Consider the following 23763-nt stretch of genomic DNA (forward strand, 5'->3'; position numbering starts at 1 on the left):
GATGGACTACCAAGGCCGTTCATCCTTCATTCGAGAGCTGCATCACCGAGAAGAGCGCGTACAGCGCTTTTGTGATGCTGTTGAAGCGCACTTGCATCTCCAATTCGCGGTTCGCTCCATCACCACGGTTGATGAGCTCACGGCTCTCTCACAGCGTCACCGTGTCCCGATTGATCATCTTGACGTTGCACTCTTCTATCGCTTTTTTAACCAGCCCTTTTGGCCCTGGTTTGGCCAGCCCATGCAGATGCGTCGCCATTTTGCTCATCTTGGTCGTCTGCCCGATGCGGCTTGATCCCCTTGTGTTGAAACCGTGAGCTCTACCTCCACCCCTGCCTCCATCACCACGAAAGCTTCTGCAACTCCGGCTGCCCTTGAAGCCTTCTGGCCGGGAGCAGCGCTGTTGGATCGCTCTGGCGAGATCAAGCCCCAGGAGCTTTGGCAGAGCTTGTTGCGCCGCCGTCGTTGGTTTGTGGTGACCTTTGGCACCTGCTTGGCGCTGGCGGGAACAGGAACACTGGTGCAGCGCCTCCTGAGCCCGACGTATCAGGGGTCATTTACGTTGTTGGTGAAGGATCCACTGAGCGAGGAACGGCAATCGAGTAATCAGCTTGATCAGCTGGCTCTCGTGGATGCGGGATCGGTGGATCTGCCCAACCTGATTGAAGTGTTGCGTAGCCCAAGGCTGCTGCAGCCCCTGGCTGTAGCGCAAGGTTTGCCGGCTAATGCCTTGGCGGGCCGAGTGAGTGCCAAAGCAGTGCAGCGCGACGCTGATGGCGTGCTCAATGTGACGTTGGAGTGGGGTGATCCGCAGCAGGGTGAACGTTTGCTTCAGGCCTTAAGCAAGGAATATTTGGCCTACTCGCTGCGGCAGCGGCAGGAGAAATTAGCGCAAGGTTTGAAGTTCTTGGATGAACAGGCGCCTGGCTTGCAGCAACGCGTTAATCAAATCCAGCAGGAACTCGCTGACTTCCGCCGTGCCAATGCATTGCTGGTGCCCGAAGATCGCGCCAAGCAGATTGAGGCTGAGCGTGCTGAGTTGGAAGGTCGGTTGCGTCAGTTGCAGCAAGGCGAAGCTCAATTACTTGGCTTGCAGGCCTCGGTGCGCCGCGGTCAGCTGTTTTCACCGCAGTTTCAACAGGCCTCAGGGGCAGGCGGCGGCGGATTGAAGGCCGCCACTGGCGCCGATCTCACACCAGCATTGGCGAGTGGTGCCTTCAGTCAGCTGCTGAGTGATCTCGCAGATGTGGAGAAGCAGCTGGCTCAGGCCAGTGGCACCTTCAAAAGCAGTTCGCCATTGGTGCAAAGCCTTACGGCACAGCGCAATCGCATGCGTCCGCTCTTGCAGAAGCGCCAACTGGATGCGGTGGGCTCAGCGCTGCAGGAAAATCTGGCCCAACAAACTCAGGTGAAGCTGCAGCTGGGCCAATTACAGCGGGCCTTCAAGGTGGTGGGCCCGGAACTGGTGAAGCAATACGATGCCCTAACGCAACGGCTTGAAATTGCACGCGACAACCTCAGCAGTTACCTGAAAGCTCGCGAAAGTTTCCGGCTTGAGGTCGCGCAGAAAACCCTGCCCTGGCAACTGATTAGTCCACCGGAATTTCTGCCGACACCGGTCAAGCCGAATCTTCGGCGTAATTTGATGCTTGGGCTTTTGCTTGGCTTGATTGGCGGTGCTGGTGCAGCGTTGTTGCGCGATCGGCTCGACCACGTGTTTCATCGCCCGCAAGACGTGCAGCAGGCCCTTGATGAGCCCCTGCTTGGCAGTATTCCCTTCCTTCCGCTTCATGCTGAGAGCACGATCAGTTCTGTGTGGGAGGGCCTTGATGATCAACAGCGTTTTGGACTGCGTGAATCACTGCGCAACCTCTATCGCTCATTGCAGCTGTTACGTGCCGGTCGCACCTTGCGCATGGTGGCAGTGACGTCCACCGTCAGTGGTGAGGGCAAAACCACTTCGGTGGCTCTGCTTGGGCAAACCTTGGCGGATCTCGGCACCAAGGTGCTTCTGGTAGACGGAGATCTGCGCCAGATGCAACTCCACAAACGCTTTGGCCTGGCTAACCAACGTGGCTGGAGTGAGCTCTTCACCGAACACCCTCCGGCTGTGGAGGAGCTGTTGCAATGGCCGGAGGCCAACCTGGCTCTGTTGCCGGTGGGTCCGCGGCCGCCGGATGCCGCCAAGTTGCTCAGCTCCAACGCGTGCGCTGCGGTTGTGCAACAAATCCGCAACCTCAAGCAATTTGACTTGATCTTGTTTGACACTCCGCCGGCTTTGGATCTTGTGGATCCCTTGCTGCTCGCCGATCACCTCGATGGCCTGTTGTTCTTGGTGAGCTTGGGCAAAATCAATCGTGGCTTGCCGCCGAAGAGCCTGGCCCGTGTTCAGGAATCCAGCGCTGATCTGTTGGGTGTGATCACCAACCAAACGGTGCCTGCTGTGTCCCTCTATGGCTATGGCTATGGCTATGGCTATGGCTATGGCTATGGCTATGGCTATGGCTATGCGCCCGCGCGCTCCAGCCAACGCCAGCAATGGAAGGCCTGGCTGAAGCGTTATCCACGCTTGCAACACGCGGCCGAGCGTTCGAAGCAGGCGTTCCGCTGGCTTGATCAGCGCCGTTGATCCCATGCCAGCAGCACTCATGCGCAACTTGATCACCGGTGGCGCCGGCTTCCTCGGCTCCCATCTGGTGGACCGGTTGATGGAGGCCGGTGAAGAGGTGATCTGCCTCGACAACTACTTCACCGGCCGCAAGGCCAACATCGCCCAGTGGATCGGCCATCCGCGCTTTGAGCTGATCCGGCACGACGTGACGGAACCGCTGCGGATCGAGGTGGACCGGATCTGGCATCTGGCCTGCCCGGCTTCGCCGGTGCACTACCAGTTCAACCCGATCAAAACCGCTAAAACCAGCTTCCTGGGCACCTACAACATGCTCGGCCTCGCCCGGCGGGTGGGTGCACGGTTGCTGTTGGCCAGCACCAGTGAGGTGTATGGCGATCCAGAGGTGCATCCGCAGCCGGAGAGCTATCGCGGTTGCGTGAATACGATCGGCCTGCGTAGCTGTTACGACGAAGGCAAGCGCATCGCCGAAACCCTGTGCTTCGATTACCAGCGCATGCACGGCACGGAGATCCGCGTGATGCGGATCTTCAACACCTATGGGCCACGCATGCTGCCGGATGATGGCCGCGTGGTGAGCAACTTCATCGTGCAGGCCCTGCGCGGTGAACCACTCACCCTCTATGGCGATGGCCGCCAAACGCGCAGCTTCTGCTATGTGGATGATCTGATCGAGGGCATGATCCGCCTGATGAACGGTGATCACTGCGGCCCGGTCAACATCGGCAACCCCAGCGAATTCACGATCCGCCAGCTGGCCGAACTGGTGCGCGCCAAAGTGAATCCGCAGTTGGAACTCATCGAACAACCGCTGCCCCAGGATGATCCGCTGCAACGCCAGCCGGTGATCGATTTGGCGCAACGTGAACTCGGCTGGCAGCCCACGGTGCCGCTGGAGCGCGGCCTCGACGCCACAATCGCCTGGTTCCGCGACGCTCTTTCCAGCTAGCGTCAAAGTGGCACCGGCCATCGACGATGACCCTCACCACCAGCCCACATCCCGATCTCCTGCGGCTGAGATTCCCTGCAGGTCTGCGGCTCACCCCCGAACAGTTCGAACTGCTGTGTGCTGAAAACCGCGAGGCAGTGCTTGAGTTGGCCGCGGATGGCCATGTCATTGCGATGACGCCGACAGGCAGTGAAACCAGTGGACGGAACAGCGAGCTGTTGTTTCAGCTCCAGCGCTTCGCCAAGGCAAGCGGTAGCTGGAAAGTGTTTGAGAGCTCAGGAGGTTTTCGTCTCCCTGACGGCTCGGTTGTCAGCCCTGATGCCTCCCTGGTTCGCCTGGATCGCTGGCAGGCCTTGAGTGCTGAAGAGCGTCGCCGCTTCGCGCCCCTGTGCCCCGACCTGGTGGTGGAGCTGGCCAGTCCGAGCGACGAGGGGCCGAGGGGAGTTGCTGCGTTGCGGCAGAAGATGGCCGCGTATCAGCGCAACGGCGCCCGGCTCGGCTGGCTTGTCCTGCCAGAGGAGCGCGCTGTTGAAGTATGGCTCTCAGCCGGGGATCCTCAGCGCCTGGAGAGTCCAGTGCTCCTCACAGCCCCACCTGAATTCCCTGGGCTGTCGCTCCATCTGGCTGAGATCTGGTCCGCCTGACTACGCAGGCCAACATGGCGGCTTTGGACAGCCGATCCGGGGCCATTCAGCGGCTCTATCCAGTTCCACCGCCACGTTCAGCCTCCGGCCCTGCGCCGGGGTTTTTTTTATGACCACCATCGCTCCACCCCAGATCCGCACGATCTGCTGCATCGGAGCCGGCTATGTAGGCGGCCCCACGATGGCGGTGATCGCCGATCGCTGCCCCGATATTCAGGTGCTTGTGGTGGACATGAACACCACCCGCATCGCCGCTTGGAACGACGATGACCTTGCCAAGCTGCCGGTGTATGAGCCAGGGCTCGATGCGGTGGTGGGGCGCTGCCGTGGCCGCAACCTGCACTTCTCCACTGAGGTGGATGCAGCGATTGCTGCGGCAGACATGGTGTTCATCGCTGTGAACACGCCTACCAAAACGCGCGGCATCGGTGCCGGCCAGGCCAGTGATCTGCGCTGGGTGGAGGCATGCGCCCGCCAGGTGGCCAAGGCTGCTGTTGGCCACACCATTGTTGTGGAGAAAAGCACCCTGCCGGTGCGCACCGCTGAGGCGGTGAAGGCGATCCTCGAAGCAGCTGAAGACACAGACACGACCCGCAGCTTTTCCGTGCTGTCGAACCCAGAATTTCTGGCCGAGGGCACGGCGATCCGTGATCTGGAGAACCCAGATCGTGTGTTGATCGGCGGTGAGAGCACCACCGCAATTCATGCCCTGGCGGGTGTGTATGGCCAGTGGGTGCCACCCGAGAAGATCCTGCGCACTAATCTCTGGAGCAGTGAACTCTCGAAACTCACTGCCAATGCCTTTTTGGCGCAGCGGATTAGCTCGATCAACAGCATCGCTGCTTTGTGTGAGGCCACCGAAGCTGATGTGGAGGAGGTAGCGCGAGCGATCGGCTCCGACAGCCGCCTTGGCCCGAAATTCCTCAAGGCTGGCCCTGGCTTTGGAGGCAGCTGCTTCCAGAAGGACATCCTCAATCTGGTGTATCTCTGCCGCCATTTCGGCCTGCCGCAGGTGGCCGACTATTGGGAGAGTGTGGTGGCGCTCAACACCTGGCACCAACACCGCATCGCGGCGTTGGTGGTGCAGAAGCTGTTCGGTACCGTGACTGGTAAGCGCATCGCGATCCTCGGTTTTGCCTTCAAGGCCGATACGAACGACACGCGTGAATCACCGGCGATCCGCGTGTGCCGCGATCTGCTGGAGGAGGGCGCCATCCTGGCCATTCACGACCCGAAAGTGGACCCTGATCAGATTGCGCTGGACCTCGGCCAACCTGTTGGTGAGAGCTGGTTGCACTGCGATGCGGTGGCTGATGCTGTTACTGGTGCCGATGCCGCCGTGATTCTCACGGAATGGCAGAGCTATTCGGAGCTGTGCTGGGATGCCTTGGCCCCTTTGATGCGTCAGCCGGCCTGGGTGTTCGATGCCCGAGCGATTACGGATTCGCTCGCTGTTTGCCTGGCTGGCCTCAATCACTGGCGTGTGGGGTGCGGCATGGTGTGATCGCCGGCATCCCTCCCGAGGAATTGCGCCACACCCGGGTTGCCCAGGACTGGCTGGCCGAGGGCCGTCACCCTCCGCCAACTCACCCGCCGCTGCAGCCCCCTGAGAGACGCTGGTAACACCCAGATCCAGGGCACGGCCGACATGAGTGGTATTGCCTGTTCACAGCTTTGAAGGTCCTCTGACCAAACATTTCCAGAGTTTTAACATTCAGCGCTGCCCAGGCGAAATCCCAGCTGTCGGCCCTTTTAGATGCCGTTGAATCCGGTGAAGATGCGGAGATCACCCGGCGCGGGGTGCCTGTTGCGCCTCACCGTTTCAGGTGGGTTTGTCCAAGGAGGAATTGGGCGACATCGTTGTACTGCGCCGTACCAGCCTGGAGCCCAGCGGGCTCCTGCCCTAGAGCAAGGAAGGGCAGCAGCGTCAACTCGATGTGGAAGCCTTCGAGGTGCCCTTCGCAGGGATTTCACGCTCCTGCAGGACCGGTTCCTGGTGCAAGGCGGCTGGCCAGTCGGTGCTGCGAATGGATGAGCGAGATCAGCATTGATCCGAGCCACCTCCATTGGAGCTGGCATCGGTTGCAATGACGCCAACACCAGCCAGATTCAGTCGTTGACCCTGAAGTAACTGGAACCCATGGCCGCCCACATTTGAACCGCAAAGCACGCTTTGCCGCAATATGCGCTCGCCTGTGGCGATCGCCAGCGAGGTGCTGGGTCTGCTGATCACCAGACTGATCAAATTTTGCCTGCAACCACTGCGTCCGCAGAGCTCCTTCAAGCTCTCCAGAGACGCATCCCGCCAGCGTGTTTGAACACCATGCCCCCTGCCCAACCGCGCACCTCCACGCCCCTGCTTCATTCCCATGTCGCCGCCAAGGTGCGGGCGCTGGCACCAGACCCTGACACCCGGATTCTTGACCTGGGCTGCGGTAGTGGTGCCTTGCTGGAGCGGCTTGCAGGTATGGGCTACCGGAAGCTCACGGGCGTGGATATCCGCCCACCGGCTGCCTCAGCGTGGATTCGCTATGAGCAGGCGGATCTGGATCTGTTCCAGCTCAATGCTGCCGACGGGTCGTTTGATTTGGCTTCGGCGGTTGAGGTGATTGAGCATATCGAGAACCCCGGTTTTTTTCTCGCGGAATTGGCGCGACTGCTCAAACCTGGTGGGCTGGCGTTGTTGACGACTCCAAACCTGCATTCTGCCCAAGCAAAGCTGCTGTTTGCCCTCGGTGATCGGCTCAAACAGTTCGACGCTAAGGGTGATCCCACCCACATCACACCGATCTTGATGTTTCCCTTCACCAGACTGCTTAACCGCCATGGCTTCGATGTGCTGAAGAGCTGGGGTTTCCCTGAGGATGGCAGCTCACCCACGTCGCGGCGTGCGATGCAATGGGCCTCACGTCTGCTGCGGCCTGTGTTGCGCTCACCCATCGCACATGGCGACAACCTCTGTCTGCTTGTTCAACGGGACAGAAAAGAGTGGGCCGCTCCTCAAGGCAAGGCTGATGCTCTCACCGCTCATTATCGGTAGAAAGCCCTAATTATGAAACTCCTAAAGATTACAAAGAGTCGCCATGTATTTCACCGGACCGATTCCCCAATTCGCTTAAAGTTCGCCCAGACTCTGTACAAGTTGCAGCCCCTCTGGCAAGCCCTGAGCCCCCGCCGGCGGCGCCAGTTGCTGAGCCTGCAGATCCTCAGCCTGGCGGCAGCAGCCGGTGAGGTGGCCAACCTTGGCGCACTCCTGCCCGTGCTCCGGTTGCTGGCCAACCCCACGAAAGGCCTGAAAGCCCTTGGGCCCTTGGCCACCCCGCTGCGGGCGCTGCCGGAGCAACACCTTCTGCTCAGCCTGGGGATGGGCTTTGTGCTGGTGGTGGCGCTGAGCACCACGCTACGGGTGATCACGATCCGCTCCCAGCTGCGGCTGGCGGCACTGATTGCAGCAGATCTTGGCGAGCAGGTGTTCGCGGCGGTGTTGCAGAAGCCCTTTTCCTGGCATCTGGAGCACAACAGCAGCACTGTCCTCGCTCATGTCACCAAAGACATTGATCAAGTGAGTGGCGGAATTCAGGCGTTGCTTCTCGTGTTGGTGAACTTCGCGATTGTATTGCTCCTGGGTGGCTCGCTGATCGCCCTGGCACCGGGCTTGATGCCCATCATCGGTTTCCTGATGGCTGGGTTCTACCTCCTGGTGTTCAGCTTCACGCGGGGGACGCTGACAGCCGATGGGCAACGGCTTACCAGCAATTATCAGAGCACCCTGCAGGTGGTGCAGGAAAGTCTTGGTGGCATCCGCGATGTGCTGATCGAATCCAGTCAGCCTTTTTTTCTGGAGGCTTATCGGGGCCGTAATCGCAGCTATCGGCTCGCCGCGGCTGCGATCAACACCAAGGCACAGGTACCGCGCTACATGATCGAGGGCTTTGCGGTTGTACTGATCGTGGGTCTTGCCCTCACGCTGGCGCTGCGAGGCCAGAGCATCGAGCAGCAACTGCCTCTGCTAGGCACCTTGGCTTTGGGCGCTTACCGTTTGCTCCAGCCGCTGCAGCAGTGTTTCAGTGGGCTGAGCAGCCTTCAGGTCAATCAGTCGCCGTTACAACGACTGCAGCCGTTTTTGTGTGGGCCCCATCTCACTCAGACAGGGCAAATTTCCCCAGCGCTGCGGCTCCCAGCCACAACCAACGCGGCTCCTCTGCTAAAGCTGCATCAACTGAGCTTCCGATATAGCCCGGAAGGCCCATGGGTCTTGCGCGATCTGGAGTTGGCGATTCAGCCTGGCGAGCGGATTGCCTTTGTGGGCAGCACAGGCAGTGGCAAAAGCACTACCAGCGATCTGATCCTGGGATTGCTTGAGCCCACGCAGGGGCGACTGCTGGTGTATGGCCAGGATCTGCAGGCCACACCGGGACTATTGGCGGCCTGGCAGCGGCGAGTGGGCCATGTGCCCCAGAGCATCTATCTGAGCGATGCCAGCTTTGCGTCCAATATTGCCTTTGGTGTGCCGGAAGCGCAGATCGATGAGCGTCGGGTGCGCCAGGCGGCAGAACAGGCTCAGATTGCCGAGTTGATCGAGAGCAGTAGCGAGGGCTACGCCACTGTGGTGGGTGAGCGGGGGGTACGACTGAGTGGCGGACAGCGGCAGCGGATCGGTCTGGCGCGAGCGCTCTACAAGCAAGCCGAGCTGCTTGTGCTTGACGAAGCAACCAGCGCACTTGATAACTATACGGAAGAGCTGGTGATGGCTGCGATTGAGGCGCTCAACCGTCAGATCACGGTGATCCTAATCGCTCACCGCCTCAGCACCGTGCAGCGCTGCGATCGCATCCTCGTGCTGGAGCATGGGCGCATCGTCGGTCTCGGCAGCTACGGCGAGTTGCTGGCAGGTAATAGCGTTTTCCAGCTTCTGGCTCGCCGGCGCGAGCTGTTCAGCGCCTGATCGCTTATTCCACTATTTTTCAATCGTGAATAACATTTCAAGCATTGAAAAAATACGCTTATATGCCTGGGGATTTCCATCTGGAAGGCTTGATGAAAAATCCAGTCCTCTTAATGTTATTCGATATGCAAAAGAAAAAATCAGATATACAGCAAGAGGTCATTTTCATAACTTCGGAGACTACATGTCTTTTTATATCGCTAAAGCATTGTCTTTTGCGCCTGTTCGCTTGGTGCCACCGTTTCGAAGTGGCAAGCTATTAGCTATTGGAACCATTTTGAATGCGTTAGAAAATTCTGATATTGTTTGGGGGTCTGGTGCCCGTTCGTATGATTCTATTAATCAGCGTGAAAATGTTAACATTTGTGCTATTCGCGGCCCCTTGACTAGGCGAGCTTTGTTGAATGCTGGCATTCAGCTACCTGTAGGCTTTTCAAGATATTTTGATCCCGCTATTCTATTTCCACTCATACAGTCGATCTTGCACCCTCAATGCGAACCTTACTCGGATCCCCAAGAGCAAATCCTGGTAATACCCCATTACAATGAATACAATATGATGATGAATGAATTTCGCAAAGATCATCCGCCTGGTTTTAAGTTGATTCATCCCTTTCTTCACCCTGAGGTCATTGCTTATGAGATAATGACATCTTCACGTGTTCTTTCTTCGTCATTGCACGGCATTATTTTAGCCGACGCATACTCTGTGCCTGTGCATCCATTTGTTTCTAGTGAGTCCTCATTCAAATATCTTGATTATTATGAGGGAACAGGTCGTTCGGTTTCATCGTTTAAGTCTTCTTGGCGAGAAGCACTTGACGCAAGTCCGCCGGCCTCCCCTTCCTTTTCCTCTGTCTATTTAAGAAGATGTTTGAGTACATACCCGTTCCAGCTTGCATTGCCATTCCGAAAGTTGATCATGACTCCGCACAAAGTCTCTTGAACTTCATTGAGATATTCATTCTCAATGAAGTTGCAAAGGTATGGCTGGCAAGCCTTGCTTCTTTGCATGCTTTTTCCGTGATAGGGTCTTGTCGATGGCGAGTGCTGCTCCTCTTTATTCAAGTAGAACTTATCAATAATGGCTTCCTTGCATGAAAGCTGCTCTTTCTATACACGTTGTTACTGCATATAGAACCTCGTGAATTCTAAAGGTCTGAGTGATGCCTCGCGTTTTCAAGATGCTATTTCAGCTATATTTGGCTCTTTTATGGGCTGGAGCTTCGTCATTTGTTGCCTTGGATGCGTTTGTTCTCATTGACTTTCACGATATCACCCTTGGCTCTATCAATGAATAGTGATAAGAATCATCACTTGAGGTTGGCATTTCTATGCGGTTCCCTGGAGCCCGGCTGTGATGGTGTTGGTGATTATGTAAGGACCCTAGCCCTTGAACTTCAGAAGCTCGGTCATCTCTGTCTATGCATTGCGATCAACGATCGCTATGTAGGCCAGGCTGACAGCATTCGCCCAGAGCCATTCAGTTCATCTGGCTTATTGGTCTTACGCTTTAGTTCTTCATCTCCATGGGTAGAGCGTTTCACTCACCTTTCCAACCAGCTCGCTTATTTTGAGCCCGATTGGATCAGCCTTCAGTTTGTTCCCTACGCCTTTCATGATAAAGGCCTGCCCATTCAGCTCCGGAGTGGTCTCGCGAAAATTTCCTCCAGAGCTAATTGGAATATTATGATTCATGAATTGTGGGTAGATCCAAGTGTCAATCTTGCATATCTCTTGATTTCGAAGATTCAGAAAATTGTCGTATGCCGGTTGATCAGTTCATTGGCTCCCAAGGCTCTTCATGCTTCTAATCCGTATTATCAGCTTCTCCTTCAGCGTGCCGGATTGGCGCCAATAATCCTGCCTTTGTTCAGCAATATATCTCTGGTTAGCGGGCTGGACGAGGTGGCAAAAAAGGGCAGTGTCTGGATATTTGTCTTCTTTGGTGCTATTCATCCTGAATGGGAGCCGATGCATCTGCTGGGTGCAATTGCGTCAGTTAGCCAGGATCTGCAACTTTCGCAATGCTTGTTTTTGTCAATAGGAAATTCCGGTGCTCATGGGCAGAGGTTATGGACAGATCTCGAGCGGCAAGATTACCCGCTCTTCCGCTTTCAAATGCTAGGAAAACTTTCCAAGAACCAGATTTCCTCTCTTTTGAAGAATTCTGATTTTGGCATCACTACAGTGCCTTCGCATCTACTGGGTAAAAGTGGATCTGTTGCTGCCATGATTGCCCACGGTCTGCCTGTGATCGTTCCCAGACTTTCCAGCAAGAGCAAGGCGTGGGATCATGAGCTGAAGGCAAGTGGCAGGTTTGTGTTGTTCGATTCCGATTTTGAAGCAGCCTTGCTGAAGGCTCGAAAGTATCCACCCCATGATCAGCTGCCACTCACAGCTCGGCAATTCATCGAGGATCTTCGTAGCCCTGCGTGAATATTCTTCTCACCTCAAATCGCTTCCACCCTGACATCGGTGGGATCGAGGGGATTTCTGATCTGCTTGCCCGCTCCTTTGTTGCTGCTGGGCATGCTGTGCGGTTGGTGACCCAATCGCCAGGCTCTGTAGACGAAGACCACGCCCTGTTCCTATTTCCTGTCTTTCGCCAACTTTCGTCGTGTGAGCTTCTGGCAGCATATCGATGGGCAGATGTGGTGTTTCAGAACAACCTGGAAGTTCGCCAGCTCTGGCCTTCGCTGTTCATCAGGAAGCCGGTAGTGATCGGTTTGCAGACTTGGATCCGAGACGTGGACGGCGAGCGCGGTGCCGTCCAGCGCGTGAAACAGTGGAGCCTGAGCAGAGCCAGTACGGTGATCGCCTGCAGCGAAGCCATTCGCGTCGATTCCTGCCGGCACGCAGTGGTGATCGGGAATCCATATCGCAGCAGGCTCTTTCGCTTGCTGCCTGAGCTCGAACGCCAGCGGAGCATTGTGTTTGTCGGCCGATTGGTGAGTGACAAGGGCGTCGACATGCTGCTGAGGGCCTTTGCCGCTTTGCATCGGCCACAATGGCGGCTGAGCATCGTGGGCGATGGACCCGAACGCAAGGTTTTGCAGGCGCTCTCTCAGGAGCTTCAGCTCGGCAACTCCGTGTCGTTCCTGGGGGCTATGCAGGGTGAGCAGTTGGTCCGCCTTTTGAATCAGCATGAACTGATGGTGGTGCCCTCCCGCTGGCGCGAACCTTTCGGAGTGGTGGCGCTGGAAGGCCTGGCTTGCGGATGCGTGGTGCTCGCTTCTGACGGCGGCGGCCTGCCGGACGCCGTGGGCCCAGCCGGTCTGCTTTTCAAGCGCGGGGATGAGGTTGACCTCACCCGGAAGCTGGCGCAATTGATGGATGATGCCCCGATGCGTGCCATGCTTCGCGCCCGTACGCCTGCCCACCTGGAAGCGTTCCAGCAGCAGGCGGTGTGTGATCGCTACCTGGCGGTGCTCGAAGAGGCCTTCAGTAGTAGGTAACCATGAAAATTCCATCGTTCACGGCTTCGCCCGCATCCTCGGCCGACAGCAGTGGATTCGTTTTGGCATTCGCGATCGCTTCGCTCGCCTGGTCGAAAACCCGGACACAACTCCAGGAGCGCCCTTCAGCCAGCCCTATTCGGTGGCACCTAATAAATGGGCCACGCAGCTAATTTCATTGACTGGAGTTACCGCTATTTCGGAGCCTACAGTCCCGGAGAGTTGCGGCTCTTTGCTGAATGCTTCTCCCCCCTTCGCGGCAACATGCCTTGGTCGACTGTGCTGGATGTAGGGTCCAACGTGGGGCATCACTCCCTTTTTATGCGCTGTTTGGCGCCAATGGCCTGGCGTTTGAGCCCAACCCCCAGGCGGCTTAAATGGCCTAAGCAAAGCTTCTTTCCAATGGCTGTGAGGGTTGGCTAACGCTCTCTTTGGCGCTGTCCGGTCACGTGGGCATGATGCCATTGCATCTGCCGGGTGTTTGCAATCTTGGCACCGCCTAACTGGAGAATCGCCTTGGCGACTAGGCCATCCAGGTGCAGGTACTGCCAGGTGATCACTGCGAGGCCATCCAGCAGCTTGCTCGCATCGATTACATCAGGGTTGATGTGGAAGGCCATGAGCTAGCCGTTCTGCATGGGCTCCGTCAAACACTTCAAGTACAGCGGCCGTTGGTGTTCTTCGAGTGGAACGCCCTCGCGGCTTTCGAGCAGGTGATCAATGCCGTCCCCAAGGATTACAGCTTCTGGCTGTTCAGTGCCGAGCAACCATGGGCATGGATCTGCAATCGGCCGGCCTACAGCCTCACGCGACTGCCAGCAGCAGGCCCTTCCGGTGTGGCCAACGTGCTGGCTGGGCCGCAGGCGCAGCTTCCCAAGCGCCTGAGGCGGTGCCAGGCCGGGCGATGACTACCGCCGCCGCATCCTGGTGTTGGGCAACTACCCGACTGATCACCTCCAGAGCATGGAGCGCTACGCCCGGCTGCTGGTGCGCCTCTAATCTCCCTTGGCCAGGTCTGGCTGGCAAAGCTTTCTCGTCAAGCCCATTAGGTATTCCTAGTTGATATTACTCTTGCTTCAGCCCATTTAACGTACCTACTGCGTGAGCAGCATGCACTACGCTGCCCTAGAGACTGGTTCTTCTAAATTATACGCACCGCCCTGTCTTGGGTAACGACTCGCAATGCGAAAACTAATGTTGACCACTGGATATCATCCATGACATCCAAGCCAGGCGTTCCTTAGGTCTGATTCCCATGCACTCTTCTCTTTTGAAGGGTCTGGTGAGTGCACAGCCCGCGATTGTTCTTGCGAGCATCACTCCGGTCTCATTCTGTTAATGAATCCAAGGGCGCCTAGAGTGAAAAAGTACCTCATTTTAATTCTACCGACTTGGCTTTTGTCAGATGATCTACTCGCCTCGATACCATTTTCTCTTCTGCCATGTGCCCAAGACCGGAGGCAGTTCAATGCGCAGAGCACTTCTTCCTTTCAGGTCATGGCGCGAAACCTCGCTAGCCTCTCGAGCCCTTAGGAAGCTGCCAGTGCTTGGTCAAACGGCATTACTTTATGACTATGCGAATCGTCCACACACCACTTGCTCCAAAGCACTGAAATCGCTTGGGCGAGAAAGCTTCGCCAAACTCAAGCGATTTGCCATTTGCCGAGATCCGCTGGACTGGTTATTCTCTTGCTACAAGTTTTTTCTGCTTGGAGGCTCATCGATTAAGGGCAGTCTGAGACCATCTCCCTCTAGCTTTGAAGTTTATATTGATCAAATGTTGGAGCTAGGAGACGACAAGCCATCCCAAGCCATGATGGTATGTGACTATCAAGGGCGTCTTTTGGTTGACCGTATTGGCCTCTATCACCGATTAGACGATTTCTATGAGGATCTTAAAGGTTACCTAAAGGTAAGATTGCCACCCTTACAGCACCTAAACCACAATCCCTTTATGAGCAGGGCTTCAGTGCCGCATATCTCCACTGAGCTGTTGGCAAAGATTCAGGCTGGTTGGTGTGCTGATTGGGAGATTTGGGAGCTTGCTCAATCTGTCTCTGGAAAGTCCGTCGCCGGCTGTCAGATCAGAGGATCTTTTAGGTCAAGCTTAGGCATAGAGTCCTACGATCCGTGGGGGGCGTTTTCTTGGACCAGTGGGAACGCTGTGTAAACACGCGTTCACGGCAGACAGGCCTGGATCCCCCCCCCCCCCGATTTGTTGTAGCTCGAAGCGGGAGCTTCACAAGGCTCCGCAATAGTCATTATTATCCTGAGTTACTTCATTGCACAGCTTGCAGGATTTAGGCTCGGAATCACGTTTACATTCTGTGCCAACTAATCAAAACCAGATCACCACCATCCACCGCATCCTGGTGGTAGGCAACTACCCGCCTGATCATCTGCAAAGCATGGAGCGCTACGCCAAGCTGCTGGTGCGCCTCTACGCCTCCCATGGGGATGTCCGGCTGGTGCGGCCGCCGGTGCTGGTGGGGGGCCTGTCCGGTCTTCCGCCGCTGGCGCGCAAGTATCTCGCTTACATCGACAAACTGCTGATCTTTCCCCTCTGGCTCTACTTCACTGCCCGCCGCTTTCAGTTGGTGCATATTGCTGATCATAGCAATGGTTTTTACGCCTTTTGCTCTCCGCCCCGGCGCTGCATCGTCACCTGCCACGATCTGCTTGCCGTGCGCGCTGCCATGGGCGATGCTGCTGCTGCCTGTGATACTTCGCCGATCGGCATCTGGCTGCAGCGCTTGATCATGGCCGGGCTGCGGCGCAGCGGACGCCTGTTGTTCGTGTCGCAGGCCACCCTGGCGGATTACCAGCGGCTCGGTGGCGGCCCCCCAGGCCAGCGCAATGCGGTAATTCCCAACTCCATCAATGCTCCCTTCACGGCCGATCCCGAGGAGTTGCCGCTCAGCCACGCCGAACGATCCCAGCTGCCCGCAGAGCCCTACCTGCTGATGGTGGGATCGGCGCTGCCCCGCAAAAACCGTGCCCTGGCCCTGCAAGTGTTGCAGCAACTCGGTACTGCTGTTCCCTACCGGCTGGTCTTCGCTGGTGCCCCGCTCAGTCCAGCAGAGGAGGCATTTCGCCGCAGCCATCCCCTTGGCTATCGCCTGCTCTCGCTGGTGCGCCCCAGCCATGCCCTGCTTAATCAGCTCTACTGCCGAGCTCATGCCCTCTTGTTCCCTTCCATTTCCGAGGGGTTCGGCTGGCCGGTGGTGGAGGCTCAGGTGTGTGGGTGCCCGGTGATTGCCAGCACCACCACCTCGATCCCCGAAGTGGCCGGCACGGGCGCTTTCTATGCCGACCCCCACGACGCCACTGCCTTCAGCCGCCATGTGCTTGCCCTTGAGGACCCCTACTCCCGCGCTTCCTTGATCCGCGAGGGCTTTCGCAACGCCAGGCGCTTTGCCCCCGAGTTGATCGAACAGGCTTACCTGAGCTTCGCCTTTTCATGACCAACGCAGTTCGTGGCTTACAGCTGGTTGGCAAGGCCTTGATCGTGCCGCTGCCCTGGCCCCTGAAGCGACTGCTTCTCCAGCGCTTGTTTGGTTACCAGCTTCATCGAACGGCACGGATCGGCCTGGCCTGGATCTACCCATGCATGCTGCGCATGGCTGCAGGATCGCGGATTGCAGCCCTCACGGTGGCAGTGAACCTGGATGCGCTCGAGCTCGGCGAGCAGGCCTCGATCGGCCGCAGCAATTGGATCACCGGATTCCCCACCGGCACCGCCTCCCCCCACTTTGCCCACCAGCCCGACCGCCGCGCCGAGCTATCTCTTGGTGACCATGCCGCCATCACAAAGAACCACCACGTTGATTGCACCAACAGGATCCTGATCGGTCCTCACACCACCATCGCTGGCTATCACTCTCAGTTGCTTAGCCATGCGATCGACCTGCATTACAACCGCCAGCACAGTGAGCCGATAACCATCGGTGCCTACTGCTTCGTGGGTAGCAGCTGCGTGATCCTCGGCGGCAGCGTGCTGCCCGATCACTGCGTGCTTGGAGCCCTTTCTCTACTCAACAAGCCGCACACAGAGGCGTGGGGCCTCTACGCAGGTCAGCCAGCCCGGCGCCTGAAGAACATCGATCCCAGGGCTGCCTACTTCAGCCGCAGCACCGGCCTTGTGGTCTGATTTCATGCTCCTGCTTGCACATCCCACTGGCAACGTCAATACTCGGGCTGCCGCGCGGGCTCTTTTGGATGCCGGCTGGCTGCAAGAGTTCCACACTTGTGTGAGCTGGAACCCCAGCAACCCCCTTGCTCGCCTGCTTCCTACCCCCCTTTCTGCCCAGCTCAACCGGCGTTCTTTTGCCGATCTGCCCCGCCACCTGCAGCACAGCCATCCTTGGCGCGAACTCCTGCGACTGGGGGGTGTGTCTCGGTTTTTGCCAAAGTTGGCGCGCCATGAGCAAGGGCCCCTCTCTATTGATGCCATCTATAGAAGCTTCGATCACCATGTTGCCGCGCGCCTTCCTCAATTGCAGCGCCTCCGTAGTGTGTATGCCTATGAAGACAGTGCTTTATGCACTTTTCAGGCTGCTGAGCGCCTGGGCCTGCGCCGGATTTACGACTTGCCGATCGGCTACTGGCGTTCTGCCCAGCAGATTTTTCAAGAGGAGCGTGAGCTCAAGCCCGAATGGGCTTGCACCCTCACCGGCCTGAACGACAGCCGCGCCAAGCTGGAGCGAAAGGATCTCGAACTTCAGCTGGCCGATTTGGTGGTTGTGCCTAGCGAGTTCGTTCTTTCTACCCTTGTAGAGCACGGTGCTACGGCCGCACCAATTGCCGTTGTTCCGTTTGGATCACCGCAGCCACTGGCTGAGCCCCCCCCGCCCCTCAGCGCTGGCCCGTTGCGGGTGCTCTATGTGGGGTCCCTTGGCCAGCGCAAGGGCCTCTCCTACGCCCTCGATGCCGTGAATTCCCTTGGCAGCCAGGTTAGTCTCACTCTGGTCGGGAAGGTCACGGCGTCGCATTGTCGCCCCCTGGTGGTAGCTCTGGAACATCACCACTGGATTGAAACCCTGCCCCATTCCCAGATCCTCGAGCAGATGCGTCAGCACGATGTATTGCTGTTGCCTTCGCTGTTTGAGGGCTATGCCCTTGTGATTACTGAGGCGCTCTCCCAGGGGCTGCCCGTGATCACGACGCCCAACTCCGGTGGTATGAGTTCCGTGCGTGACGGCGTGGAAGGGTTCATCGTGCCAATTCGCGACAGTCTGGCCATCGCTGAGCGCCTCCAGCTGCTGATTGATGACCGAGATCATCTTGCTGCGATGCGATTGGCCTGCTTGAAACGGGCTGCTGATTTGAGCTGGAGTTGCTACCACGCAAAGCTCATCGATTCACTAACCCAAATACTTGATCCCACTTGATCTGGTTATGCCTCTACATCTAATAAAAAGGCTCCGGATGCTGCTTTGGCTTTACTTCTGGATCGTTCTTTTTGAAGGAGTTCTACGCAAGTGGTTTTTTCCCGGCCTCTCAACACCACTTCTCGTTGCGCGTGATCCTCTGGCCCTATTGGCGTTGTGGTGGGGTTGGCCACTTCTACAAGGTCCACGCTGGTCTCTGTGGGTTAATTCTCTTTTTGTGATTGGATCATCGGCCTTCGTGTTTGCGTTATTATTCGGACACGGGGATCTGTTTGTGGCGTTTTTTGGTGCGCGGATTCTTGTTCTGCAGTTTCCTCTCATCTTCCTTTTTGCATCTGTTTTTAACAGAACGGACGTTATCGCATTCGCATGGTTCTTGGCATTGGCGGCAATCCCGATGACAATTCTAATTTCCATTCAGTCTGGGTTGCCTCCAACGCATTTTCTCAATCAGGGTCCAGGTGGTGACGGTACCTCTGCTTTTCTCTCTGGGGCTCTTGATCGCTTTCGCCCATCCGGTGCTTTTACTTTTGTCGCCCAATTGGCTGCCTTTTATCCGATTGCGGCTGCTTCTTTCTTTTCTTTGACTTATGGTACCAAGCGGCAACGCTTCTCGATTCCACTGCTCTTTTTGATCAGCGTTTCTCTACTGGTAGCTGCACCTGTTTCTATTAGTCGTTTGCTTGTTTTTGGTTATGCTCAAGTCGTGCTGGCTGTGCTGATCGCGCTGATTGCATCTCGATCTTCTCCCGTCACGTTTCTTTATGGTTTTGCTGCGCTATTTCTGGGTTTTGTAGTGGCTACGTCTGTGCCTGCTTTTCGTGAAACACAAGATGCTTTTGCTGCTCGCTGGGATATGGCCATTGCTGCTGACGGTCGTGTTAATGGTGTAGAACAGGGTGTATCCGGAACGTTGCAGAATCGTGTATTGTCTCAATTTATTGAGCCATTTTCTGATTCATATCCATTAATTGGTGCTGGAATTGGGGCTGGAACCAATGTTGGCGCAGTTCGTCTGACTGGTGATTTCCAGTTTTTGCTATCAGAAAATGCCTGGGGGGCTTCTGTCGCGGAAATGGGGCTAGTTCTTGGAGTTGCTTTTATTCTATGGAGGTTTATATTTTCACTCTATCTTGCGTGGCTGGCGCTAATTTCTGCATATTGTCAGAATACTGTCCCTCTAATCATGACAGGCTCATGTCTTTTGCCGCTTATGATTGGTCAGACATTTCAGCCGACCTCTCTCGGGTTAATCGTTGTCTCTTGTGGCCTTGCTCTTGCAGCGACAAATAATTCAGAAATGATGAGTATTTTGTTGTCTGGCTCATCGCCCCCTTCGCTACCTGCACTGCGCCAGCAATGAATCGCCGTGAAATTGAGCAGGAGCTCGCGTCGTCTGTCTTGCGGGCATATACTCGTTCTATTTTTGGCAAGGTTGCAAAAGCAGAGCTAGATCTCCCAGCCTTTTCTGCGGTTGTTAAGCTTGAGTTTTTGTCCTCATCGGATCTGTGGAGATCTGACGGTTCTTTTAATTGGATGCGATTAGATGTATCGCATATCTCTTCGCTTTCATTCGCGCTTTCGCTGACCCCGGCGCGAATTGTTTCAAGCATTCAGCAATGTGCATTGCTAGAGCGATCTGCCGAGCTTTCTCCCAAGCTAGTGCTCGACGAGATGAATTATCTGCTTGGCCGTTCTCAGCAGAATCCCAAGGATTTAACTCAGGGGATACTCAGGCTCTATGTTCCAAATCGTTTGACGCGTCAGTCTCTCGAGTGTTTTCTTGCCTCCAAAGGTGGCACTCCAGATGCGAGCTTTCACCGCGATCATCTACTCATTCCCTTTGGCGACCTTCTCAGGGTTCTGTCGGCTCACGACGAAGATGCATCCGACGGCAATCGTCCTCAGGCTCCTGTCCCCTTCATTACACGTTTGATCAATGATGTGAAAGATGGTGCCGATACTGATCAAGTGAAGCAGTTGATCATCCTTGCGTCAGAACCGAATGCCGACGAGCGTTTCGGCTCCATTGCTCGCCTTCTCCTTTCATGGATTGCCGCCGGCTCTATTAAGTGGAGTCTGCCGCAGCTTCTCGACCATCTCAAGAGTTGTTGGTAGTGCTTGCTGCGTCTAATTTCAAGCTCCTCCGATTAATCCCCTCCCTCAACCCTGAAGGCGGTGGTCCAGCTGAAGGTGTCCGCCAGATCACGCCGCATCTCGATGCTCTGGGTGTCTCCACCACTGTGGCCAGCCTGGACCCCCCTGATGCCACCTGGCTGCAGGATCAGTTGTTTCAGGCCATCGGCCTCGGCCCGGGCGCTGGTGGCTACGGCTACAGGCGTGATCTGCCCGCCCGTATGCTCGACCTGGCGCAGAGTCACGATGCGGTGATCATTCACGGCCTCTGGCAGTATCACGCCTTGGCCGCTTGGCGCGCTCTGCGGGGCACCGGCATTCCCTATTTCGTGTATCCCCACGGGATGCTCGATCCCTGGTTCAAGCGAACCTATCCGCTCAAACACCTGAAGAAATGGGCCTATTGGCCTTGGGCGGACTACCGGGTGCTGCGTGATGCCAATACTGTGTTGTTCACGACCGAGCAAGAGCGGTTGCTGGCAAGGCAGTCGTTCTGGCTGTATCGGGCGAATGAAGTTGTCGTGGGCTACGGCACCTCGGCGCCTCCAGCGGATGCGGAGCGGCAGCGTGCCGCCTTTCTGGAGCGCTTTCCCCATTTGCGCGGCCAGCGCATCCTCCTTTTTCTCAGCCGGATCCATCCCAAAAAGGGGGTCGACCTACTCATCGAGGCTTTTGCAGCCGTGGCCTCCAGAGACCATGCTTTGCAGCTGGTGATCGCCGGACCGGATCAGGTGGGTCTGCAGGCTGGCCTGCAACAACGCGCCGCAGCGCTGGGCATCGCCGACCGAATCACCTGGCCCGGCATGCTCAGCGGTGAGCTCAAGTGGGGTGCCTTCCGCTGCTCCGAACTGTTCTGCTTACCGTCGCACCAGGAGAACTTCGGCATCGTGGTGGCAGAAGCGCTGGCTTGTGGCTTGCCGGTGTCGATTGCCGAGCCGGTGAATATTGCTACTGATGTGGCCGCAGCTGATGCCGGGATCGTTCATGCCGACACCGCCGCTGGCACTACCTCAGCCCTGCACCAGTGGCTGGCGATGGCACCGGCTGCCCAAGCTGAGATGGGCGAGCGCGGCCGGCAGTTGTTTGCAGATCGATACGACTTTGCTTCTGTGGCAAGGGCTCTGTTGCCCTTGCTCGACCAATCATTCATCTCCCATTCCAGTTCATGAATCTCACTAACACCCAGCGTGCCTTGAAGCTAGCCGGAGCACTGCTTCGCCAACCCCAAAATACCCCCCTCTATTTGTTAAGTAATCTTTCGTCTTCGCGGCATTCACCACTCGCGCAACATCTGCCCTGGTGGAGTTTTGATGCAATCCGTGAAGCTGATCGAAGGTTTCCCGGTAAGCGTATTTTCGAATGGGGCAGTGGTGGTTCCACCCTGCGTTATGCCAAAAAGGCTGCCAAAATCACAGCTATCGAAGACGATGCTGCTTGGCTTGCCGCTGTCGAGGAGGCGCTTCAGCGTCATGGTGTTGCTGATCGAGTAACCCTGCGCCATCTTCCTTTCAACTTTGATCGCCCAGAGAACTTCGCTGGCTCCGCATACTGTCAGGCCATGAATGCTGGCGACTGGGATGTGGTGATCATCGACGGGCAGGATAAGTCATTCCGTGAGCGCATCACCTGCTTCCGGCAAGCCGAACCACTGATGAAACCCGGCAGTATCATTCTCGTTGATGACTTCTGGCGTTACGAGGAGTTACTTGCGTCCAACTGTGCCCAGTCTGTCCGGGTGTTTGAGTCTGTTGGCCCATGCCGGATTGGCGTGACAAGCACTGCGATGTTCTTCTACTAACGCCATCTCTTGCGCATCACGATCCTCCAGGGTGCCTTTTTGCCTGTACCCCCACTCCGCGGCGGCGCCGTGGAGAAGATGTGGTTTGAACTGGGCAAGCAGTTCAGCAAGAAGGGGCACAGGGTGTGCCATGTGTCGCGCCGGTTTCCGGGGCTGCCGCAGGAGGAGCTGATTGAAGGTGTGCATCATTTGCGGGTGAAGGGTTACCACACACCGGCCAATGGTCTGCACCTCAAACTGCTGGATCTGCTTTATTCGCTGCGGGCACTGCGGGTGCTGCCACCGGCCGACATCCTGATCACCAATTCCTTCTGGCTGCCGATCCTGGCCGCACGGCGCCAGCAAAGGTTCGGGCAGATTGTGGTGGATGTGGCACGCATGCCCAAGGGACAGATGCGGTTTTACCGCCGCGCTGCCTGCCTGCGGGCCAACAGCAGCGCCGTGGCCCAGGCGATTGCACAGGAAGCTCCCCACCTGTCTGGCTTGGTGTGCACCATCCCGAATCCCTTACCTTTCCAGCCGCCACAGCTGTCTGCGGCTGGTCGGGAGCCGGTGATCCTCTATTGCGGCCGTCTCCATCCAGAGAAGGGCATCGCTCTGTTGCTTGAGGCCTTCCGCCTCGCCTGCGAGCGGGGCCTCAGCGGCTGGACGCTGCGGCTGGTAGGGCCTGCCGATACGGCAGCTGGTGGTGGCGGATTGAGCTGGTTGGAGGGTCTGCTGGCCGGCTCAAAAGCGGTGGGCCTACCGATCCAGTGGATAGGTCCAGTCTATGGCGAGCAGGAGCTGCTGCGGCTTTACCAGCAGGCAGCGCTGTTTGCTTACCCGTCGTTGGCGGAGCGTGGTGAAACCTTTGGCCTGGCACCTCTTGAGGCGATGGCCTGCGGAGCGGTGCCGATTGTGAGCGACCTTGCCTGCTTCCGCGATTTCATCACCTCTGGATTGAACGGCCTGGCATTCAATCATCGTTCCCTCGATCCTGCCTCCCAACTCGCGCAGGAGATCATCAACCTTGCCCACAACCCCGATCGCCGAGCTGCAATGGCGGAAGCGGCCTTGGACGTACGAAATAGCCACCACCCGGCCACGATCGCTCGCCAGTTCATCGAGTGTTTTCAGATGTTGATCTAGCAACAGCCTCTTTGATGCATACCCATGTCCAGGTCAGCCGTTACGCCAGCCCTTGGAGCCGAACCTACCGCCTGCGCTTGTTGATTTGGGATTACAGCTGGTCTTTGCTGTGCCGCTGGACGCCTAAACCGTTCAATCCCTGGCGCCTGTTCATCCTGCGTTGCTTTGGGGCCACGCTGCATGGCCGGCCGTTCGTGCACCAGCGTGCCCGCATCGATCATCCCTGGAATCTTACTCTCCATCACAAAGCTTGCCTTGGTGCTCGCGCCCATGCCTATTGCCTCGGCGCTGTAGAGATCGGTCCGGCAGCCTGTGTGGCTCAGGAGGCTTATTTGTGCACAGGAACCCACGATTTCAGTGTTACCCATAGGCCCCTACAGACCGCCCCGATCCATATCGGCGCCGACGCTTTTATCGGCGCCCGGGCCTTCGTATTGCCCGGTGTGAACGTGGGAGAGGGGGCAATCGTAGGCGCCTGTGCCGTGGTGGCCCGCAACGTGTCGGCCACCACAACCGTAGTTGGTAATCCGGCTCGGCCGCTCGCTCGGGCTTTGCCTGAGCCGGTACAGCCGGCCGATCTCTAATTCATCACCCTGCGCCATGCCCCGCCTTGCACCCTTTCGGCGTATCCCGGCCCCGCAACTGAGCCAGCTCGAAGAGCGGATGCAGGCCTACTACGCCGCCGT

At 57.1% G+C, this 23763-nt stretch carries 23 protein-coding genes and 1 pseudogene; 23 read left to right on the top strand and 1 reads right to left on the bottom strand.

Annotated elements, in window-relative coordinates:
• Position 1 precedes the first annotated feature (1 nt).
• The 11 genes from KUL97_RS01255 (at position 2) to KUL97_RS13840 (ending at position 12625) form a co-directional block, all read left to right on the top strand.
• Entirely contained in the window at positions 2–295 is a 294-nt protein-coding gene (locus KUL97_RS01255; RefSeq protein ID WP_254896067.1) for a hypothetical protein, read from the top strand.
• 18 nt (positions 296–313) lie between these two features.
• Entirely contained in the window at positions 314–2629 is a 2316-nt protein-coding gene (locus KUL97_RS01260) for a GumC family protein (RefSeq protein WP_368656053.1), read from the top strand.
• 4 nt (positions 2630–2633) lie between these two features.
• Positions 2634–3578 (top strand): UDP-glucuronic acid decarboxylase family protein, encoded by a 945-nt coding sequence (locus KUL97_RS01265; RefSeq protein WP_217795033.1) that lies wholly within the window; start codon positions 2634–2636, stop codon positions 3576–3578.
• A 26-nt stretch (positions 3579–3604) separates the two neighbouring features.
• Positions 3605–4222 carry a Uma2 family endonuclease gene (locus KUL97_RS01270; RefSeq protein ID WP_217795035.1) on the top strand — a complete coding sequence of 206 codons (618 nt, stop codon included), beginning with the start codon at positions 3605–3607 and terminating at the stop codon, positions 4220–4222.
• Between the two features lie 109 nt (positions 4223–4331).
• Positions 4332–5726, top strand: a complete 1395-nt coding sequence (locus KUL97_RS01275; protein ID WP_217795037.1) for a nucleotide sugar dehydrogenase — start codon at positions 4332–4334, stop codon at positions 5724–5726.
• A gap of 191 nt (positions 5727–5917) precedes the next feature.
• Positions 5918–6313 (top strand): type II toxin-antitoxin system prevent-host-death family antitoxin, encoded by a 396-nt coding sequence (locus KUL97_RS01280; protein ID WP_217795481.1) that lies wholly within the window; start codon positions 5918–5920, stop codon positions 6311–6313.
• Between the two features lie 232 nt (positions 6314–6545).
• Entirely contained in the window at positions 6546–7262 is a 717-nt protein-coding gene (locus KUL97_RS01285; RefSeq protein WP_254896104.1) for a bifunctional 2-polyprenyl-6-hydroxyphenol methylase/3-demethylubiquinol 3-O-methyltransferase UbiG, read from the top strand.
• Between the two features lie 102 nt (positions 7263–7364).
• Positions 7365–9167 carry an ABC transporter ATP-binding protein gene (locus KUL97_RS01290; RefSeq protein WP_217795041.1) on the top strand — a complete coding sequence of 601 codons (1803 nt, stop codon included), beginning with the start codon at positions 7365–7367 and terminating at the stop codon, positions 9165–9167.
• A 25-nt stretch (positions 9168–9192) separates the two neighbouring features.
• A complete protein-coding gene (locus tag KUL97_RS01295; RefSeq protein WP_217795043.1) occupies positions 9193–10113 on the top strand; it encodes a polysaccharide pyruvyl transferase family protein in 921 nt (306 codons plus the stop codon).
• A gap of 299 nt (positions 10114–10412) precedes the next feature.
• On the top strand, positions 10413–11606 hold the full coding sequence (locus KUL97_RS01300) for a glycosyltransferase (protein WP_217795045.1): 1194 nt from the start codon (positions 10413–10415) through the stop codon (positions 11604–11606).
• Complete coding sequence (locus tag KUL97_RS13840; RefSeq protein ID WP_217795047.1) at positions 11603–12625, top strand: glycosyltransferase family 4 protein; 1023 nt, start codon at positions 11603–11605, stop codon at positions 12623–12625. Before KUL97_RS01300 ends, KUL97_RS13840 begins: the two co-directional genes overlap by 4 nt.
• A gap of 419 nt (positions 12626–13044) precedes the next feature.
• Here the strand turns inward: KUL97_RS13840 and KUL97_RS01310 are convergent, their stop codons facing one another.
• On the bottom strand, positions 13045–13245 hold the full coding sequence (locus tag KUL97_RS01310) for a hypothetical protein (RefSeq protein ID WP_217795525.1): 201 nt from the start codon (positions 13243–13245) through the stop codon (positions 13045–13047).
• Here KUL97_RS01310 and KUL97_RS13845 point away from each other — a divergent pair.
• The 12 genes and pseudogenes from KUL97_RS13845 to KUL97_RS01365 all read left to right on the top strand — a co-directional run.
• Positions 13234–13278 (top strand): annotated as a pseudogene (locus KUL97_RS13845) (hypothetical protein); the annotation flags it as partial. The gene KUL97_RS01310 and the pseudogene KUL97_RS13845 sit on opposite strands and share 12 nt — an antisense overlap.
• Positions 13279–13296: 18 nt before the next feature.
• On the top strand, positions 13297–13533 hold the full coding sequence (locus tag KUL97_RS13660; protein ID WP_254896068.1) for a hypothetical protein: 237 nt from the start codon (positions 13297–13299) through the stop codon (positions 13531–13533).
• Between the two features lie 497 nt (positions 13534–14030).
• Positions 14031–14795: a sulfotransferase family 2 domain-containing protein gene (locus tag KUL97_RS13850; protein WP_217795051.1), complete on the top strand. Its 765-nt coding sequence runs from the start codon at positions 14031–14033 to the stop codon at positions 14793–14795.
• 157 nt (positions 14796–14952) lie between these two features.
• Positions 14953–16089, top strand: a complete 1137-nt coding sequence (locus KUL97_RS01325; RefSeq protein ID WP_217795053.1) for a glycosyltransferase family 1 protein — start codon at positions 14953–14955, stop codon at positions 16087–16089.
• Positions 16086–16775 carry an acyltransferase gene (locus tag KUL97_RS01330; protein WP_217795055.1) on the top strand — a complete coding sequence of 230 codons (690 nt, stop codon included), beginning with the start codon at positions 16086–16088 and terminating at the stop codon, positions 16773–16775. The genes KUL97_RS01325 and KUL97_RS01330 overlap by 4 nt, the downstream gene beginning before the upstream one ends.
• A 346-nt stretch (positions 16776–17121) precedes the next feature.
• On the top strand, positions 17122–18015 hold the full coding sequence (locus KUL97_RS01335; protein ID WP_217795057.1) for a glycosyltransferase family 4 protein: 894 nt from the start codon (positions 17122–17124) through the stop codon (positions 18013–18015).
• Positions 18016–18052: 37 nt separating this feature from the next.
• On the top strand, positions 18053–19378 hold the full coding sequence (locus KUL97_RS01340) for a hypothetical protein (RefSeq protein WP_217795059.1): 1326 nt from the start codon (positions 18053–18055) through the stop codon (positions 19376–19378).
• Positions 19375–20133: a hypothetical protein gene (locus KUL97_RS01345; RefSeq protein WP_217795061.1), complete on the top strand. Its 759-nt coding sequence runs from the start codon at positions 19375–19377 to the stop codon at positions 20131–20133. The genes KUL97_RS01340 and KUL97_RS01345 overlap by 4 nt, the downstream gene beginning before the upstream one ends.
• Positions 20133–21320, top strand: a complete 1188-nt coding sequence (locus KUL97_RS01350; protein WP_217795063.1) for a glycosyltransferase — start codon at positions 20133–20135, stop codon at positions 21318–21320. The genes KUL97_RS01345 and KUL97_RS01350 overlap by 1 nt, the downstream gene beginning before the upstream one ends.
• Positions 21317–21949: an O-methyltransferase gene (locus tag KUL97_RS01355; protein ID WP_217795065.1), complete on the top strand. Its 633-nt coding sequence runs from the start codon at positions 21317–21319 to the stop codon at positions 21947–21949. Before KUL97_RS01350 ends, KUL97_RS01355 begins: the two co-directional genes overlap by 4 nt.
• Positions 21950–21958: 9 nt before the next feature.
• Positions 21959–23077, top strand: coding sequence for a glycosyltransferase family 4 protein (locus tag KUL97_RS01360; RefSeq protein ID WP_217795067.1), 1119 nt, complete (start codon positions 21959–21961; stop codon positions 23075–23077).
• 14 nt (positions 23078–23091) lie between these two features.
• The gene (locus KUL97_RS01365) at positions 23092–23661 is read left to right on the top strand and encodes a DapH/DapD/GlmU-related protein (RefSeq protein WP_217795069.1); all 570 of its coding nucleotides are present in this window, start codon (positions 23092–23094) and stop codon (positions 23659–23661) included.
• Positions 23662–23763 lie beyond the last annotated feature (102 nt).

Origin of the sequence: Synechococcus sp. HK05 (genome assembly GCF_019104765.1) — a bacterium.
Classification (GTDB): Bacteria; Cyanobacteriota; Cyanobacteriia; order PCC-6307; family Cyanobiaceae; genus Vulcanococcus.